The sequence below is a fragment of the Salinibacterium sp. G-O1 genome, from assembly GCF_030063305.1.
Lineage (GTDB): Bacteria > Actinomycetota > Actinomycetes > Actinomycetales > Microbacteriaceae > Rhodoglobus.
The window spans coordinates 19,186-36,753 of sequence record NZ_JASISV010000004.1 but is presented as its reverse complement, the minus strand read 5'-3'; the positions used below and the strand labels follow the sequence as shown (position 1 = coordinate 36,753).

Annotated in this window: 16 protein-coding genes; 6 read left to right on the top strand and 10 right to left on the bottom strand. The window is 65.5% G+C overall.

Features of this window, described 5'->3' with window-relative positions:
* Positions 1–73: 73 nt before the first annotated feature.
* The 6 genes from QMG83_RS13555 to QMG83_RS13530 all read right to left on the bottom strand — a co-directional run bounded on the left by QMG83_RS13555 (position 74) and on the right by QMG83_RS13530 (position 7,013).
* The gene (locus QMG83_RS13555) at positions 74–1,084 is read right to left on the bottom strand and encodes a LacI family DNA-binding transcriptional regulator (protein ID WP_283505946.1); all 1,011 of its coding nucleotides are present in this window, start codon (positions 1,082–1,084) and stop codon (positions 74–76) included.
* Positions 1,085–1,173: 89 nt separating this feature from the next.
* The gene (gene rhaS, locus QMG83_RS13550; protein WP_283506227.1) at positions 1,174–2,217 is read right to left on the bottom strand and encodes a rhamnose ABC transporter substrate-binding protein; all 1,044 of its coding nucleotides are present in this window, start codon (positions 2,215–2,217) and stop codon (positions 1,174–1,176) included.
* A gap of 64 nt (positions 2,218–2,281) precedes the next feature.
* Positions 2,282–3,340: an ABC transporter permease gene (locus QMG83_RS13545; protein ID WP_283505945.1), complete on the bottom strand. Its 1,059-nt coding sequence runs from the start codon at positions 3,338–3,340 to the stop codon at positions 2,282–2,284.
* Positions 3,337–4,371: an ABC transporter permease gene (locus tag QMG83_RS13540; protein ID WP_283505944.1), complete on the bottom strand. Its 1,035-nt coding sequence runs from the start codon at positions 4,369–4,371 to the stop codon at positions 3,337–3,339. Before QMG83_RS13540 ends, QMG83_RS13545 begins: the two co-directional genes overlap by 4 nt.
* A complete protein-coding gene (locus tag QMG83_RS13535) occupies positions 4,368–5,891 on the bottom strand; it encodes a sugar ABC transporter ATP-binding protein (RefSeq protein ID WP_283505943.1) in 1,524 nt (507 codons plus the stop codon). The genes QMG83_RS13540 and QMG83_RS13535 overlap by 4 nt, the downstream gene beginning before the upstream one ends.
* A gap of 111 nt (positions 5,892–6,002) precedes the next feature.
* Positions 6,003–7,013, bottom strand: a complete 1,011-nt coding sequence (locus QMG83_RS13530) for a LacI family DNA-binding transcriptional regulator (protein WP_283505942.1) — start codon at positions 7,011–7,013, stop codon at positions 6,003–6,005.
* 117 nt (positions 7,014–7,130) lie between these two features.
* Here QMG83_RS13530 and QMG83_RS13525 point away from each other — a divergent pair, with 117 nt between their 5' ends.
* The 4 genes from QMG83_RS13525 (at position 7,131) to QMG83_RS13510 (ending at position 12,218) form a co-directional block, all read left to right on the top strand.
* On the top strand, positions 7,131–7,475 hold the full coding sequence (locus tag QMG83_RS13525) for an L-rhamnose mutarotase (RefSeq protein WP_283505941.1): 345 nt from the start codon (positions 7,131–7,133) through the stop codon (positions 7,473–7,475).
* Between the two features lie 9 nt (positions 7,476–7,484).
* Entirely contained in the window at positions 7,485–8,651 is a 1,167-nt protein-coding gene (rhaI, locus tag QMG83_RS13520) for an L-rhamnose isomerase (protein ID WP_283505940.1), read from the top strand.
* 5 nt (positions 8,652–8,656) lie between these two features.
* Complete coding sequence (locus tag QMG83_RS13515; RefSeq protein WP_283505939.1) at positions 8,657–10,693, top strand: bifunctional aldolase/short-chain dehydrogenase; 2,037 nt, start codon at positions 8,657–8,659, stop codon at positions 10,691–10,693.
* A gap of 139 nt (positions 10,694–10,832) precedes the next feature.
* Positions 10,833–12,218: a rhamnulokinase gene (locus QMG83_RS13510; RefSeq protein WP_283505938.1), complete on the top strand. Its 1,386-nt coding sequence runs from the start codon at positions 10,833–10,835 to the stop codon at positions 12,216–12,218.
* Here QMG83_RS13510 and QMG83_RS13505 read toward each other — a convergent pair.
* Entirely contained in the window at positions 12,215–13,207 is a 993-nt protein-coding gene (locus tag QMG83_RS13505) for a Gfo/Idh/MocA family protein (RefSeq protein ID WP_283505937.1), read from the bottom strand. The genes QMG83_RS13510 and QMG83_RS13505 overlap by 4 nt on opposite strands.
* A 129-nt stretch (positions 13,208–13,336) precedes the next feature.
* On the opposite strand from QMG83_RS13505, the gene QMG83_RS13500 reads away from it, so the two are divergent.
* Together QMG83_RS13500 and QMG83_RS13495 are read left to right on the top strand one after the other, a co-directional pair.
* The gene (locus QMG83_RS13500) at positions 13,337–13,975 is read left to right on the top strand and encodes a GntR family transcriptional regulator (RefSeq protein WP_283505936.1); all 639 of its coding nucleotides are present in this window, start codon (positions 13,337–13,339) and stop codon (positions 13,973–13,975) included.
* Entirely contained in the window at positions 13,969–15,285 is a 1,317-nt protein-coding gene (locus tag QMG83_RS13495) for an alpha-hydroxy acid oxidase (RefSeq protein WP_283505935.1), read from the top strand. Before QMG83_RS13500 ends, QMG83_RS13495 begins: the two co-directional genes overlap by 7 nt.
* Before the next feature lie 68 nt (positions 15,286–15,353).
* Here the strand turns inward: QMG83_RS13495 and QMG83_RS13490 are convergent, their stop codons facing one another.
* From QMG83_RS13490 to QMG83_RS13480, 3 genes are read right to left on the bottom strand one after another with little or no spacing between them, the layout of a single operon-like run.
* Positions 15,354–16,064 (bottom strand): SDR family oxidoreductase, encoded by a 711-nt coding sequence (locus QMG83_RS13490; protein ID WP_283505934.1) that lies wholly within the window; start codon positions 16,062–16,064, stop codon positions 15,354–15,356.
* 9 nt (positions 16,065–16,073) lie between these two features.
* Positions 16,074–16,793: an ABC transporter ATP-binding protein gene (locus QMG83_RS13485; protein ID WP_283505933.1), complete on the bottom strand. Its 720-nt coding sequence runs from the start codon at positions 16,791–16,793 to the stop codon at positions 16,074–16,076.
* A complete protein-coding gene (locus QMG83_RS13480) occupies positions 16,777–17,535 on the bottom strand; it encodes an ABC transporter ATP-binding protein (protein WP_283505932.1) in 759 nt (252 codons plus the stop codon). Before QMG83_RS13480 ends, QMG83_RS13485 begins: the two co-directional genes overlap by 17 nt.
* Between the last annotated feature and the right edge of the window lie 33 nt (positions 17,536–17,568).

Genomic DNA, 17,568 nt, shown 5'->3' with positions numbered 1-17,568 from the left:
ACAGGTTCACTCCAGTGGATCCGAGCGTTCGCACCCTCAGAACATGGACTCAGCAACCACCGTGGTGCTCTGCTCACGGCTGGGTGGATTCCCGAACCACCAGCTCGGGCCGGAACACGGTCTGGCGGGGGATCATGGTCGGATCCTCAGACTCCTCCAGCAGCACCCGAAGTGCGGTCTGCCCAATCATCCGGCCGGGCTGGCGCACCGATGAAAGCGGAACAGCAGCTGCGACGGCGAACGCGATGTCGTCGAATCCGATGAGCGAGATTTCCGATGGCACGAGCAGTTTGCCGTTCACGATGAGCGACTGGAGAAGACCGAGGGCGAGCAAATCGTTTGCCGCGAAGAGCGCGTCCGGCCGGTTCGGACGGGATCGCTCCATGATTCGCCGACCAGCCTGAACGCCCTCCACCACGGTGAGAGCGTTGGTGGCGATGACCTCGATCTCAACGTTGAATTCGCTGTTGTCAACGGCCACTCGAGCTCCCGCCAACCGGTCGCGCACCTGCCGGATGTCGAACGGCCCGCCCACGAAGGCGATGCGGCGGCGTCCGGTGTCGATGAGGTGCTGTGCGGCGATCTGGCCACCCGCGACGCTGTCCACGGCCACCGAGCTGAACTTGCCGTCGACGTTGATCCGGTCGACGAGCACCGCCGGAATATCCCGGTCCTTGAGCTTTTGCAGACGGTCACCGATGTCGTCGTACGGCGAGATGAGCACGCCTCGCACGCGCTGCTCCTCGAAGAGGTCGAGGTACATTCCCTCGCGACGGGGGTCCTCATCGGTATTACCCACGAGGATGGCGATGCCATTCTTCGAGGCCTCGTCTTCTGCGCCTCGCACTACCTCGTTGAAAAACGGATTCTGGCCGTCGAGAACGACGAAGCCCACGGTGGAACTCACGCCCGCTCGCAGCTGGCGGGCCGCATCGTTGCGCACGTAGCCCAGCTCAGCGATGGCTTTCTGCACCCGGGCCAGCGATTCGGGCGAGACCTCGTCCGGCTTGTTCAGGACGTTGGAGACGGTACCGACGGAGACGCCAGCGAGTTGCGCGACGTCGCGAATCCTCGTGATTGGCATGGGTCTCCTCGGTGAGAGCAGGGGTGTAGATGACCGTACAGCCCGGTCGGCGCGAGACCGATCGGGCTGTACGGGTGTGCGGCTTCGACTTAGAAGTCGAAGTCGCCGATGTTGCCCTTGTCGAAGGTGAATGGGTCGCCCAGCAGGACGCTGCCGTTCTCGCCGACGGTGAAGCTTCCGAGCTTGCCTCCGTCGAACGTGTCGCCCTCAGCGCCGGTGATGTCGCCGTCGATGAGCGCCTTCGCAGCGTAAGCGGCGAGGTAGCCGAGGTCGGCCGGGTTCCACAGCGCGAAGGCCGTGACGGTGCCGTCGGTGACGTAGTCACGCATCTGGTTTGGCGTACCGAGGCCGGTCAGCGCGATCTTGCCCTTGAACTCCGAGGTCGAGAGGTAGCGTGCGGCGGCCGTGATGCCGACGGTCGTGGGCGAGATGATGCCCTTGAGGTCGGGGTTGGTCTGGAGCAGCGCCGCTGTCTTGTCGAAGGAGGCCTGGTCGTCGTCCGTGCCGTACACGGTGTCAACGAGCTCGATGTCCGGGTAGTCGGATGCGAGGTAGGTCTTCATGATCTCGATCCAGGCGTTCTGGTTCGTCGCGTTTGGCGTCGATGACAGGATCGCAATCTTGCCAGCTCCACCGATCTGCTCGGCGATCAGATCGACCTCGACCTTGGCGATACCCTCGGCGGTGGCCTGGTTGATGAACAGGTCGCGGCACTCGGGGTTGGTGTCTGAGTCGAAGGTCACGACCTTGGTTCCGGCATCGCGGGCCTCGTTGAGGGCGTCACAGATGGCCTGTGGGTCGTTCGCGGAGACGACGATTCCGCCGACACCCTGCTGGGTGAGGGTGTTGATGAAGCTCACCTGAGCGTCGGGACCAGACTCAGCGGGTCCGACCTCGGCGTAGGTGCCACCGAACTCCTTGATGGCGTCCGCGCCACCGGCGTCTGAGGTGTCGAAGTAGGCGTTACCGAGGTTCTTCGGCAGGAACGTGATCGCGTAGTTCGCGTCTCCGCTGCCGGCGTCGCCCGATCCGCTGTCATCGCCCGTCTCGGCACAACCCGTAGCCACGAGCGCGACGCTCACCGCGAGTGCGGCGAAGGCGCCAACGCGGGCCTTCCTGGTGTTTCCAAACATCATTGTTCTCCCTGTTGTATCGTTTCAAGTCGATGTGATTGCACCGACGGTCTGTCAGGATTCCCTAGCCCTTGGCGGCGACCAGAGTTTCCGTTTTCTTCCCTGGCCGGATCCGTTTGGTGTGGAGCCAGGCCAGGAAGCTTGTAGCCACGACGGACGCGACAAGAAGCGTTCCCGTGATGATGTTGATGACGTCCGAGGTGACGTTAGCGAGGCGCAAAGCACTCGCGAGCACCCCGATAAGCGCGGCGCCGGCGATAGGGCCGAGGGTCGACCCGCGGCCGCCAAAGATCGAGACTCCACCCAGAAGCACAGCGGCGATCACCGACAGTTCAAGGCCCGTGGCGTTGTCGCCTCGCGCGCTCGAGAATCGCAGCGTGTAGTAGATGCCGGCGAGGGCCGATACGAGGCCACTCAGCATGAAAAGGGTGAACTTCGTGCGTTCCACATGGATGCCCGAGAAGCGCGCAGCCTCAGCACTCAGCCCGATCGCGTAGACGCCGCGGCCGAACGGCGTGAGGTGCAGAAGCACCCCGAAAATCACGGCGAGGATCACGATCGGGATCACGACACTCGGAATCGCCGAGGCTCCGATTTTCGATTTCGCCAGACTCGTCCAGAACTCAGAGAACTCGGTCACGGCCTTCGTGCCGAGCAACCCCACAGCGAGGCCGCGGTACAGCGCGAGGGTGCCGATGGTCACTGCCAGGGATGGCAGCCCGACAATCGTGATCAGGAATCCGTTGAGGGCACCGGCGATGGCGCCGACGATCAGGGCGACGACTGCTGCGGCCTCGATGGGCATCCCGTTCGAGTGCAGCACGCCCAGCGTGACGCTCGACAGGCCGACAATACTCGCAACCGAGAGGTCGATCTCGCCGGTGATGATGATGAGCGTCATCGGCAGCGCGATGAGGAGGATGGGGGCGATGTCCAGCAGCAGGTAGGTAGCCGTGATCGGTTTGCCGAAGGCGCGAACGCTCACGCTCGCGACGATGATCACGAGCAGCACCGCTCCGATCACGGCGGCTTCGCGTGAGAGCAGGATGCGGCGCCACAGCGGCTGGGAGTGATCCCGGTAGGTGCGGGTAGCGGGCGCAAGGGCCTGAAGAAAGTTCGTCACTGGAGGTCGCCTCTCGCTTCCACGAGTCGTTTCGCCTGGCGCAGGGCCAGCACGCGGTCGAGCACGATCGCGCCGATGATGAGTGCGCCGACAACGGCACGCTGCCAGAAGTCCTGAACGCCGAGGATGGGAAGGGCTCGGTTGATGGTCAGCAGCAGGTAGGCGCCGATTGCGGCACCCCACACGGTGCCGCTTCCGCCGAAGATCGCGACACCGCCGATGACGGCAGCACCCACGGCATTCAGCTCGTAGCCCGCGCCCGCCTGCGAGCTGACCGTGCCATAGCGGGCCGCGTAGAGCACGCCCGCCAGACCAGCCAGCGCACCGCACAGGATGAACGCCGCGAGCAGTCGCTGCGTGACCTTCAGCCCGTAAAGGTTGGCGGCCGCCGGGTCTGACCCGATCGCGTACAGCTCGCGGCCTCCGCGCTGGTTGCGCAGATACCAGGCGGCAATGATGAGAACCACGACGGCGATGATGGTCAACACCGGGATGAACATGATCGACTGTGTGCCGAGCGCGAGGAACGATGCCGGCATGTCGCTCGAGTTGATGCGATCGCTGCCGGTCCACAGCACGTTGATGCCTCGGTAGGCGTAGAGCGTTCCGAGCGTGATCACCAGCGCGGGAACCTTCGCGAAGGCGACGAGGGCGCCGTTGATGAGCCCCAGAAATCCGCCAGCAATGATCCCGATGGCGAACACTGCGATGACCGGGATACCGGGAATGTCGATGAACAGGCGGCCCGTGAGGTACGCGGTCAATCCGAGCACCGAACCGACCGACAGGTCGACGTTTCGGGTGATGATCACGATGGCCTGGCCCACTGCAACGAGCAGCAGAATAGATGGCGTCAGCAGGAGGTCGCGGAACCCGTCGGAGCTGAACAGGAAGTTCGGGTTCTTGACGGTCGCTGCGACAATTACGAGCACCAGGGCAAGCAGGATGCCCGTCTCGCGTGCCTTGACGAACGAACCGAGTCCGCGGGTGATGCGGGATCCCACGGTCGGGGCGGGGATGAGGGCGGTCATTGTGCGATCTCCGATGCTGCGTGGGTAGCTGCGAACATGACGCTCTCCGCTGTGGCGTCGGCCCGGCTGATCTCGGCGGTGATGTGTCCCTCGCGAACCACGAGCACGCGGTCGGCCATGCCGAGCACCTCAGGCAGCTCCGACGAGATCATCAGGATCGCGAGGCCCTGGCCGGCGAGCTGCGAGAGCAGGCGGTGCACCTCAGCCTTGGTGCCGACGTCGATACCGCGGGTGGGCTCGTCGACGATGAGCACTGTCGGCTTGGTCGCAAGCCACTTCGCGAGGACGACCTTCTGCTGATTACCCCCGCTCAGGGTGCCAGCCTCGGTATCCAAAGCCGCGGCCTTCACCTCGAGGCGGCTCGCCCACTCGCGCGCGGCGGCGTTCTCGGGGCGAGTAAACAGCAACCCGGACCTGGTCAGCTGGCTGCGGATCGCCATCGTGGCATTGCGGGCGACGGATGTCTCGAGCACGAGTCCCTGCTTGCGGCGATCCTCGGGCACGAGAGCGAGACCCAGTTTCATCGCCGCGGCGGGATTCCGGTGCGGCACGGTCACTCCCCCGATCGTCACGCGCCCAGCGCTGTAAGGATCGACGCCGAATACGGCGCGCGCGATCTCGCTGCGGCCCGCACCCACGAGTCCAGCAAGCGCCACGATCTCGCCAGACTTCACGGTGAACGACACGTTCTCGAAGACCCCGTGCTCGGTAAGGCCCTCGACGACGAGAACGTCGTCGCCGATCACGGCTTCCTCCTTGGGGAACAGGGCTGAAACGTCGCGGCCAACCATCTGGCGCACGATCTGCTCGACGGTGGTCTCGGCGATAGGGCTGGTGTCGATATATGCACCGTCGCGCATGATGGTCACCGTGTCGCAGAGGTCGAACACCTCATCGAAGCGGTGCGAGATGAAGAGCAGCGCCCGGCCCTCGTCCCGAAGGCTGCGGGCGACAGCGAAGAGGCGCTCCACCTCGATGCCGGAGAGAGCGGCGGTGGGCTCATCCATCACGAGCACCTTGGCGTCAAGCGAGATGGCCTTTGCGATCTCGATGAGTTGCTGGTCGGCAATGGAGAGGCCGAGGGTGGGTCGCTCGGGGTCGAGGCGTACCCCGAGGCGGGCGAACAGGCCGAGCGCTTCCTCGTGCATCCGCTTGCGGTCGATGCGACCGAAGGAGCGCGTGGGCTGGCGTCCCATGAAGATGTTTTCGGTGACAGACAGGTCGGGGAAGAGGGTGGGCTCCTGGTAGATGACCGCGATGCCGGCGGCCTTCGACTGGGCTGTCGAGGTAAAGTCGACGCTCTTGCCGTCAAGCAGGAACTCGCCGCTGTCGCGCTGGTACAGACCCGCAATGATCTTGACGAGAGTGGACTTGCCAGCGCCGTTTTCGCCCACAAGCGCGTGGATCGAGCCGGACTGCAGGGCCAGGGTGCCGCTGGTCAGGGCGATCACCGCGCCGAATGCCTTGGCGATACGGTTGAGCTCCAGAGCGGGGGTGGGCGGCTCGGTGCTGCTCGACATCTTCGTCTACCTCGTGTTGGGTGAATCGTAAATGAATCGATTCATTGCGTGTTCAGAACCATAGGTCCAGAACCCGACGAGCGTCAAGTCCGATCGAATATCGGCCCGATATCAGCCGCCGGTGGACGCTCGGACCACCAGTGTGGGCTGAAATTCGATCTGGCGCGCGCCGATTGACGGGTCAGCGGCCTCCTCGAGAAGGATCTGCACGGCAGTTGCGCCGATGAGTGCACTGGGCTGCCGGATGGACGACAGCGGCACCACCGCCGCCGAGGCGAAGTCGATGTCGTCGTAGCCGATGATCGCTATGTCGTCGGGTACGCGCACCTCCGCGCCCTGCATCATGAGCGCCTGCAGCACCCCCATCGACACCAGGTCGTTGGCGGCGAAGACGGCATCGGGGCGGTCCTCCGGTCGGCGCGCGACGATCGCAGCGCCCGCCGCCCTGCCCTCGATCACCGTGGACGCCGCAATGTCGATGATCTCGAGCGTCAATCCCGGGTGTCCGGCTGCCGCCCGGCGAGCACCCTCGAGGCGGTCGGCGACCTGGCGGATCTCCATCGGTCCGCCCACGAAGGCGACGCGCCTCCTCCCCAGGGCCGCGAGGTGCTCGAGTGCCAGGGCTCCCCCGGAGATGTCATCGACCGAGACCGAGCTGAATGAGGCATCCGTGCTCGTGCGGTCGACGAGCACCACCGGAATGCCGCGCCGACGGAGCGCCAGCAGCCGGTCATTGATGTCCGCATACGGCGAGATGAGAATGCCGTGCACGCGCTGTTGTTCAAACAAATCGAGGTACGTCGACTCGCGCTCGGTGTTCTCGTCGCTGTTGCCGAGCGTCACGATGAGACCAGCCGCGGCCGCTTTGTCCTCAGCGCCCCGTGCCACGTCGGTGAAGAACGGGTTGCGCACGTCGAGCACAACCATGCCGATCGTCTTACTGCGGCCGTCGCGCAACTGGCGAGCCGCGTCGTTGCGAATGAAGCCCAGCTCGTCGATCGCCGCCTGCACGCGGATTACCGTCGCGGCCGCCACCTTGTCTGGGTGATTCATCACGTTGGAGACCGTGCCGACGGAGACGCCTGCGCGCCGCGCGACGTCGCGCACGCTTGTTACCGCCATGGAACCTCCGTTGGACCGTCCCATAGTGTCATGCGGCGAGGAGCTTGACCTTGCGACCCGGGCATGGCTATTCTCAGTGCGACTGTTAAAACGATTCAATGACGAAGGCGGTGAGGGATGCAGCGCGTATGCTTCCAGCTCCAGGTGAAGCCCGAACTCCTCGTGGAGTACCGCGAAAGGCATGTTGCGGTCTGGCCCGACATGCTCAAGGCGATTGCCGAATCCGGGCGGCATAACTACTCGCTCTTCCTGCGCGATGACGGCCTGCTCATCGGCTACTACGAAACCGCGGACGACGACGCCTCGCAGGCGGCCCTCGAGGCAGACCCCCGCACAGCGGCATGGGAGAAGCACATGGCTGGCTTCTTCGTCTCGCTCACGGGCCGCGCCGACCAGAACTCCCTCCGCCTGCCGGAGGTCTTCAACCTCGAGCACCAGCTGCTCACACACCAAGCAGAGTAAGGAACACCAGTGACCAGCTTCGACTCCATCGCATCCCGCCTCGCCGAGCAAGCCATCGAATTGCCGTCGTGGGCGTTCGGCAACTCGGGAACACGCTTCAAGGTCTTCGGAACGCCGGGCACCCCCCGCACTCCGCAGGAGAAGATCGCGGATGCCGCCCAGGTGAACAAGTACACGGCACTGTCGCCCTCGGTCGCCCTTCACATCCCGTGGGACAAGGTCGACGACTTCTCCGAGCTGCGCTCGTTCGCCCAAGACCTCGGAGTCGAGCTCGGAACCGTCAACTCCAACACCTTCCAGGACGACGCCTACAAGTTCGGTTCGCTCACGCACACCGACGCAGCGGTGCGCCAGAAGGCCATCGACCACCACTTCGAATGCATCGACGTGATGGATGCGACCGGGTCGCGCGACCTGAAGATCTGGCTCGCCGACGGAACCAACTACCCGGGCCAGGGTGACCTCCGCGGCCGGCAGGATCGCCTGGCCGATTCGCTCGCGAAGATCTACGCCCGAATCGGCGAAGAACAGCGTCTCGTTCTCGAGTACAAGTTCTTCGAGCCCGCTTTCTACCACACCGACATTCCCGACTGGGGAACGAGCTACGCGCAGGTGGCCGCCCTCGGCGAGCGCGCCCTGGTGTGCCTCGACACCGGCCATCACGCTCCCGGCACCAACATCGAGTTCATCGTCATGCAGCTGCTGCGTCTCGGCAAGCTCGGCTCGTTCGACTTCAACTCGCGCTTCTACGCCGACGATGACCTCATCGTCGGTGCGGCAGACCCGTTCCAGTTGTTCCGCATCCTCTTCGAGGTCGTGCGCGGCGGAGGCTACGGCGCAGACAGTGGGGTCGCCTTCATGCTCGACCAGTGCCATAACGTCGAAGACAAGATCCCCGGTCAGATCCGCTCCGTACTCAACGTGCAGGAGATGACGGCTCGAGCGCTGCTCGTCGACTCGGTTGCGCTGAAGGCCGCCCAGGACGCTGGCGACGTGCTCGGGGCCAACGGCATCCTGATGGACGCGTTCTATACGGATGTTCGCGCCGACCTCGCCGCGTGGCGTGAGTCGCGCGGGCTAAACGGTGACCCGATGGCGGCGTATGCGGCATCCGGATACCAGCAGAAGATCGCCGAAGACCGCGTCGGCGGCGTTCAGGCCGGATGGGGAGCGTAAAGACCATGACGAACACCACTGCAGCAGAGCTGATCGCACGCTCCAACCGCCTGGGCTCCGACCCGCGCGTCACCAACTACGCCGGAGGCAACACCTCCGCCAAAGGCACCGAAACCGATCCCGTAACGGGCGAACCCGTCGAACTGATGTGGGTGAAAGGCTCTGGCGGAGACCTCGGAACCCTCACCGAGTCCGGCCTCGCAGTTCTGCGACTGGACCGCATGCGTGCGCTCGTCGACGTCTACCCCGGCCTCGACCGCGAAGACGAGATGGTCGCCGCCTTCGACTACACGCTGCACGGCAAGGGTGGCGCAGCGCCATCCATCGACACCGCCATGCACGGGCTGGTGGATGCCGCCCACGTCGACCACCTGCACCCCGACTCCGGCATCGCCTTCGCCACCTCCGCCGATGGCGAGGCCCTCACCGCGAAGGCGTTCGGCGACAAGGTGGTGTGGGTGCCGTGGCGCCGCCCCGGCTTCCAGCTCGGACTCGACATCGCGGCAATCAAGACCGCCAACCCGCAGGCGATCGGCTGCATCCTCGGCGGACACGGCATCACGGCGTGGGGTGACTCCAGCGACGAGGCAGAGAAGAACAGCCAGTGGATCATCACGACCGCCGAAGACTTCATCGCGGCCAACAGCAAGGCCCAGCCGTTCGGGCCCGCGCTCGACGGCTTTGGCGCGCTGCCCGCTGAGGAGCGACTCGCGAAGGCTGCGGCCCTCGGCGCTCACATCCGCGGCCTCGCCTCCACCGACCGGCCTCAGGTAGGCCACTTCACCGACGCGTCAGTTGTGACGGACTTCCTCGCGGCAGCGGAGCACGTGCGCCTCGGTGCGCTGGGAACCAGCTGCCCCGACCACTTCCTGCGCACCAAGGTGAAGCCGCTGGTGCTGGACCTTCCCGCGAGCGCCACGGTCGAGGAATCCATCGCCAGGCTGGACGAGCTGCACACCGCATACCGTGAGGGCTACGCCGCCTACTACGACGCGCACAAGGTTGAGGGCAGCCCCGCCATGCGCGGCGCAGACCCCGCCATCGTGCTCATCCCGGGCGTCGGCATGTTCAGCTACGGGTCCAATAAGCAGACCGCCCGAGTGGCAGGCGAGTTCTACGTCAACGCCATCAACGTGATGCGCGGTGCCGAGGGCATCTCGACCTACTCCCCCATCTCAGACGCCGAGAAGTTCGCGATCGAGTACTGGTCGCTCGAGGAGGCGAAGCTGCAGCGGATGCCCAAGCCGAAGCCGCTCGCCGGCAGGATCGCACTCGTCACCGGCGCAGCATCCGGAATCGGCAAGGCCATCGCGACCCGTCTCGCCGCCGAGGGCGCGTGCGTCGTCATCGCCGACCTCGACCTCGCCAAGGCACAGGAGGCAGCGGCCGAACTCGGAACCAGCGATGTCGCCATCGGGATCGTCGCGAACGTCACCGATGAAGACGCCGTCCAGTCGGCGATCGACCAGACCGTACTCGCGTTCGGCGGACTCGACCTCGTGGTCAACAACGCTGGGCTGTCGCTGTCGAAGAGCCTGCTCGAGACCACGGTCGCCGACTGGGACCTGCAGCACAACGTGATGGCCAAGGGCTCGTTCCTGGTCTCCCGCGCCGCCGCGAAGGTGCTGATCGACCAGAAGTTGGGCGGCGACATCATCTACATCTCCTCGAAGAACTCGGTGTTCGCAGGGCCCAACAACATCGCGTACTCCGCGACGAAAGCCGACCAGGCGCACCAGGTGCGACTGCTCGCCGCCGAGTTGGGCGAGTACGGCGTGAAGGTCAACGGCATCAACCCGGACGGCGTCGTGCGCGGCTCCGGAATCTTCGCGGGTGGGTGGGGCGCCAAGCGTGCCGCCGTCTACGGCGTGGACGAAGACGACCTGGGCAAGTACTACGCGCAGCGCACGCTGCTGAAGCGCGAAGTGCTGCCGGAGAACGTCGCCAACGCCGTGTTCGTGCTGTGCACCTCGGATCTCTCTCACACGACGGGCCTGCACATCCCCGTGGATGCTGGCGTCGCCGCGGCATTCCTGCGATGAGTGCCGTCCCCCGCGCCGCCGCCGCGCTGCCTCTTCCCCAAATGAAGGAGATTTCGGGGTCGGGCCGCACATGTGTGCCGCTGCCGAGGCATCCTGCCGGAAATCTCCTTCATTTGGATGGAGTGGGCGGGGGGCTGCGGTGATCTCGGTCGCCGCCGTCGACCTCGGCGCGACCAGCGGCAGGGTTATGCTCGGTCACGTCGGCCACAACGAGCTGAGCGTGCGGCCCGTTGCGCGCTTCCCCAACGGCCCGGTTCAGCGCGACGACGGCCTGCACTGGGACATCGACACGCTGTACTCGAGCGTGCTGAAAGGGCTTGCTACGGCGGCTCGCGACGATTCGGAGATGTGCAGCATCGGCGTCGACTCCTGGGCCGTCGACTACGCGCTGATCAAGGACGGCCGGATGCTCGCCGCCCCGTTCCACTATCGCGACGCTCGAACCGAGCCCGCGATCACCCGCGTGCACGAACTCGTGCCACCGGACGAGCTGTACGCCGCGAACGGCCTGCAGTTTTTGCCCTTCAACACGCTGTACCAGCTCTCGGCCGAGCGCAATCTCCCCGAGGCCGACTCCTTCCTTCTGGTGCCAGACCTTATCAACTTCTGGCTCACCGGTCGCGAGGCTGCGGAACAGACGAATGCGTCAACGACCGGGCTGCTCGACATCGCTACAGGACGCTGGGATGACACGCTCATCGAGCGGCTCGGCCTGCCGAGGCGCATCTTCCCCGAGCTGATCACCCCCGGAACCACCGTGGGCACACCGAGACCGGAGCTGAACCTGCCGGGCATCGTCACCGCGATCGGCTCACACGACACCGCCTCGGCGGTCGTCGCCGTGCCAGCGACGGAACCCGACTTCGCCTACATCTCCTGCGGAACCTGGGGCCTGGTCGGCGTCGAGCTGGATGCGCCGGTGCTGACGGAGGCCTCCCGTGCCGCCAACTTCACCAACGAGGGCGGCGTCGATGGCCGCGTCCGGTACCTGCACAACGTGATGGGGCTCTGGCTCTTGAGCGAATGCGTCCGCGAATGGCAAAAGGATGACCCGGCCCTGCAGCTCGTCGACCTGCTGGCCGCGGCATCCGCCCTCTCCAGCGCGGTCTCCGTCTTCGACGCTGATGACCCCGGCTTTCTGGCGCCGGGCGACATGCCTGCCCGTATCGCGCGCTGGTGCGTCGAGCACGGGCTTCGGCCGCCCCAATCCCGCGCGGAGTTCGTGCGCAGCATCATCGAGAGCCTCAGCGCAGCGTTCGTGAACGCGGTACGTGCGGCGTCGGAGCTGTCGGGCAAGTCGGTCAGCGTCATCCACATCGTCGGCGGCGGTTCTCAGAACGAGTTGCTGTGTCAACTCGTCGCCGACCGCAGCGGGATGCCTGTGCTCGCCGGTCCCGTCGAGGCCACGGCCATCGGCAATGTGCTCATTCAGGCACGCGCGCAGGGCCTCGACTCGGACTCGCTCGAATCCCTGCGGGCACTCGTTGCGAACGCGTTCTCGCCGACGAGGTATCTCCCGCGCTAGCCCTCGTCGAGCATCGGGTAGGTCAGGCCGATCTGGCGGCGCACCTCGTCGAGGGTGCGCATGATCTGCACGGTCTCGCTCGGCGGCAGGATGTCGTTTGCGAGTTCACCCGCCGTGACCAACCGCTCGAGTTCCGCGGCCTGGAACTGCATGCCGCGACCGGTCACCGTGGCGTCGAACTTTTCGACGACCGCACCTGCGCCGTCGAAGCGCGTAAAGGTGGTCGGGTTGTACCAGACCTCGTCGATCTCGATCCGACCCTCGCTGCCGACAATGACCGCGCGCGTCGGGCCGTTCAGGTCGAGGGTCGTCTGAAGAACGGCTTGTGCATCCTCGCCGTAGCTCAGGATCATGGAGGTCTGGCGATCGACGCCGGTGGCCGTCATGGTCGCCACGGCGGAGACGCCCGTTGGCTCTCCGAGAATGTCGCAGGCGAATGAGACGGGGTAGATGCCGAGGTCGAGCAGGGCGCCGCCGCCCAGATCCGGGTTGTTGATTCGGTGCAGCGGGTCGCGCGGCAGATCCTGGTTGTGATCGGCGATCACGCTTCGCACGGTCCCGATTGCCCCGCTGCGCACCAGCTCGCGGATGCGAACCATGTGAGGCAGGTAGCGGGTCCACATCGCCTCGAGCACCACGAGCCCTGACTCGTTAGCCCGGGCGACCACCGTCTCGGCCTGAGCGGCATTCATCGTGAACGGCTTCTCGACGAGAACGTGCTTGCCCGCATTGAGGGCGAGCAGAGCGTGCTCCTCGTGGAACGGGTGCGGGCTGGCGACGTAGATGGCGTCAACGGCGGGGTTGGCGACGAGGTCCTCGTAGCTGCCGTGGGCATCCTGAATGCCATATTTCGTTGCGAACTGATCCGCCGACCCGGCGGTGCGTGACCCCACCGCCGCGACGTGAAAACCGTGTTCGAGCAGATCCTGGGTCTGCATGCCCGCGATCAGGCCCGTGCCCAGAATTCCCCATGCCAGTCGTCGAGTCATTACCTTCTCCTATTTCGGCGCCACAGTGCACACCGCAGAAGTTTATCGGCGCCCCACCCTTGCGTAATTGTCTAACAATCCATTAGATTGTTAGACAATTCCAGTCGGGATCCACAATGAAGCGGGAGCATGATGTCGATCGACAACACCGTGCTTCCCGGGGCCATCTACGACGAGCTCCGCGCCAGCATCATCACCCAGCAGGATGCGCCGGGCTCGACCCTCACGGAATCCGCCGTCGCCGAACGGTTTGCCGTCGCCAGGCCCACCGCCCGGCTGGCAATCGAAAGGCTCGTCGCGGATGGACTGCTGCGGCGGGAGCCGCACCACGCCGCGCGTGTGCCGCTGTTGAGCCGCGACGACATCGTCGACCTCTTCTATAACCGCGCGATCGTCGAAGCCGAGGCGGCAGCTGCCCTCGCCTCCAGCGCCACCGTGCCCCCTGCTGCGGTAGCCGCGAACAGTGCGCTTCGCACCGACCCGGATTTCGCCAGGCACGACATCGCGTTTCACAGGGCCATCGTCGCCAGCCAGCCCAGTCTTCGACTGTCCAAAATGCACGACCTGCTGATGGGCGAGATCGAGCTGTGCATCGGTCAGGTGCAGTCTGCCCACCTGATCAGCGCCAACGACATTTGCGGCCAGCACGAGGCGATCCTCGACGCGATCGGCGCGGGAGATGCCGAAGGCGCCTCCACCCTCATGCGCGAGCACATCCATGGCGCCCGCGATCGACTGCTTACCCATGGAGAGGACCAGCAATGGTAAAGCGACAGTTTCCCAACCCCGTAGAGCTCGCAAAGCTCATGAAGTTCAAGGGACCGGAGCTCGACGGCAAGAAGCGCAGGCTCCAGTCTGCGCTCACGATCTACGAGCTGCGGGACATCGCGAAGCGTCGCACCCCCAAGGCCGCCTTCGACTACACGGATGGATCCGCCGAGGGTGAACTCTCCCTCTCCCGCGCGCGTCAGGCGTTCGAGGACATCGAGTTCCACCCCTCGATCCTGCGCGACGTGTCAAAACTGGATACCACCACTCAGGTGCTCGGCGGCACGTCCGCGATGCCGTTCGGGATCGCCCCGACCGGATTCACGCGCCTCATGCAGACCGAGGGCGAGATCGCCGGGGCCGGCGCGGCCGCAGCTGCTGGCATCCCCTTTACGCTCTCAACCCTGGGCACATCGACCATCGAAGACGTGAAAGCGGCGAACCCGAACGGTCGCAACTGGTTCCAGCTGTACGTGATGCGGCAGCGAGAAATCTCGTACGGTCTCGTCGAGCGGGCAGCCGCGGCAGGCTTCGACACCCTCATGTTCACCGTCGACACCCCCGTCGCCGGCGCGAGACTGCGCGACAAGCGCAACGGTTTCTCCATCCCTCCACAGCTCACCCTCGGCACGATCGTCAACGCGATCCCGCGACCGTGGTGGTGGATCGACTTCCTCACCACTCCCCCGCTCGAATTCGCGTCGCTCTCGAACACGGGCGGCACCGTGGGCGAGCTGCTGGACTCGGCGATGGACCCGTCGATCGACTTTGAGGACCTCGAGATCATCCGCGCCATGTGGCCGGGCAAGCTCGTCATCAAGGGCGTTCAGAACCTCGAGGACTCCAAGCGCCTTGCCGATCTGGGCGTGGACGGCATCCTGCTGTCCAACCACGGCGGGCGCCAGCTCGACCGCGCCCCCATCCCGTTCCACCTGCTGCCGGAGGTCGTGCGCGAGGTCGGCAACGACACCGAGGTCATGGTCGACACCGGCATCATGAACGGCGCGGATGTCGTGGCATCCATTGCTCTGGGCGCGAAGTTCACCCTCATCGGCCGCGCCTACCTGTACGGGCTGATGGCGGGTGGGCGTGCCGGTGTCGACCGCACGATCGAGATCCTGTCTGACCAGGTTGTGCGCACGATGAAACTGCTTGAGGTCGCGAGCATCGAAGAACTCGCCCCGAAGCACGTCACGCAGCTGCAGCGCCTGGCGCCGCGTGCTGTGCATTCGGCCGCGGCGGATGCCGTGGCATCCGCCCGCCCGACCGTGCGCAAGCCCGCCGCGCGCAAGGCTCCCGCAAAGGGCTAACGACTACCGGCGCGGCGCTCGTGGTGGGGCGCCGCGCTGGTTCACCTCTCAGCACCCTGCGGCAGCGTCTAGCGAACCAGCCAACCGCCATCGACGGGCAGCACGACGCCGTGCACATAGTCGGATGCCGCGGAAGACAGAAACACCGCCGCACCTCCGAGATCGGCGGGAGTTCCCCAGCGGCCCGCGGGAATCCGCTGACGAAACGTCTCCCGGCGCTCCGGGTCGGTGTGCGCGCCTGATGTCAGGTCGGTCTCGATATAGCCAGGGGCGAGCGCGTTGACGTTGACCCCGCGATCCGCCCACTCGTTGGCGAGGGCATGCACAACGCCGGCGACGCCCGACTTGGCCGCGGCGTAGCTGACCACATTCCTGCCACCCTGCCAGGTCATCATCGACCCGAGAAAGATGATCTTGCCGGAACCGCGCTCGAGCATCCGACCGCCCAGCTCGCGGGCGAGCAGGAACGGGGCGGTGAGGTCGACGGCAAGCGTGACGTCCCACTGCTGAATCGTGTGGTGCTCGGCAGGATTGCGTTCGGCGATTCCGGCGTTGTTGATGAGGATGTCGATGGGGCGCCCGAGCGCATCCAGCTGTGCCACCAGGTCGAGTGCACCATCGGCCGTGGCGAGGTCGGCGGAGATGTCCGCACCCGAGCGCGCCACACGCACGACGTCGGCACCCGCCTCGGCGAGCGCGGTCGCGATCCCCGCACCGATGCCCCGCGAAGCGCCAGTCACCACGGCGGTGCGACCCGTCAGGTCGAAGGGTGAGGTCATGCTGTCAGGCTAAACGACACCGAGGTACTTGTTCTGCACCTCGGGGTTGTTGGCGATCTCGGAGGCCGCCATGTCTGCGGCGATCCGCCCGTTGACCATGACGAGGATACGGTCGCACAACTCCGTGGCGAAGCGCAGGTTCTGCTCGATTAGCAGCACGGCCTGGCCTTCCCGCACCACGCCGCGAAGCACCTCGGCGAGATGATCGACGACCGCGGGGGCGAGACCTTCGCTGGGTTCGTCCATCACGACTAGTCGCGGATTGGAGAGAAGCGCCCGTCCGATGGCGAGCATCTGCTGTTCTCCACCCGACAGGGCAGCTCCGCTGTTCTTGCGGCGTTCGGCCAGACGGGGAAAGAGGTCGTAGATCGCCGGAACGTTCCACCGGGCGCTCTTCTTCGCGCCGACCATGGTCAGGTGCTCGTGCACACTCAACGACGGGAAGATGCGGCGGCCCTGGGGCACGTAGGCGATGCCGGCGTGATTGATTTGGTACGGCTGCTTGCCCGCAACATCCTTGCCCTCGAACTCGATCGAGCCGCTGCGAGCCGGAACAAACCCGGCGATCGCCTTCACGAGTGTGGTCTTTCCCATGCCGTTGCGGCCGATGACCCCGAGGGGCTCGGTGCCCATGGAGAACGAGACGTCCTGCAGCACGTGCACGCGCCCGTAGTAAACGTTGAGGTCGGTGACCCGAAATTCGTGGGTGGCGTCAGGCTGCGTGGTCAATGGAACCTCCCAGATAGATCTCGCGAACGCGCGCGCTGTTGCGAATCTCTGCTGGCGTGCCCTCGAGAATCTTCTCGCCGTCGTGCATGACGACGACTCTGGATGCCACGGCCAGCGCGATGTCCATGTCGTGCTCGATGAGCAGCAGCGTGATCTCCTGCGGGAGCTCGCGCAGGAGTGTGATGAGGTGGCCCCGCTCGGCCGGGGAGAAGCCCGCCGCGGGTTCGTCGAGCATCAGCAATTTCGGCTGCAGCGCCAGCGCCATGGCCAGTTCGAGCTGCCGCTGCTCGCCGTGCGAGAGGTCAGCGACGAGCTGCTCACCCCGGCCGGGGAGGCCGACACGTTCGAGCAGTCGCTCGACCCGTTCCCAGCGCTTGGGGTTCGAGCGAGCCGGTCGCAGCAGCCCTCCGCGGAACTCGTTGCCGCCGAGGGCGATGAAGACGTTGTCTGCGGCACTGAGCTGCTCGAAGAGTCGGGACGTCTGGAACGTTCTGGCGAGTCCGCGCTGGGCGCGGGTAGCCGTGGGAAGTCTAGTGACATCCTCACCGAACAGATGGATGGAACCCGTCGTCGGGGGAAACACACCGGCGATTGCGTTGAACAGGGTCGACTTGCCTGCACCATTGGTGCCGATGACGCTGATGCGCTCACCGGCGGCGATTTCGAGACTCACGTCGCGGATCGCCTTGACGCCGCCGAAGCTCTTCGACACGTCACGCACCACGAGGGCGGGGTCGGCCATGATCGGTCCTTTCAGAAGAATGGGTGGGCCGGC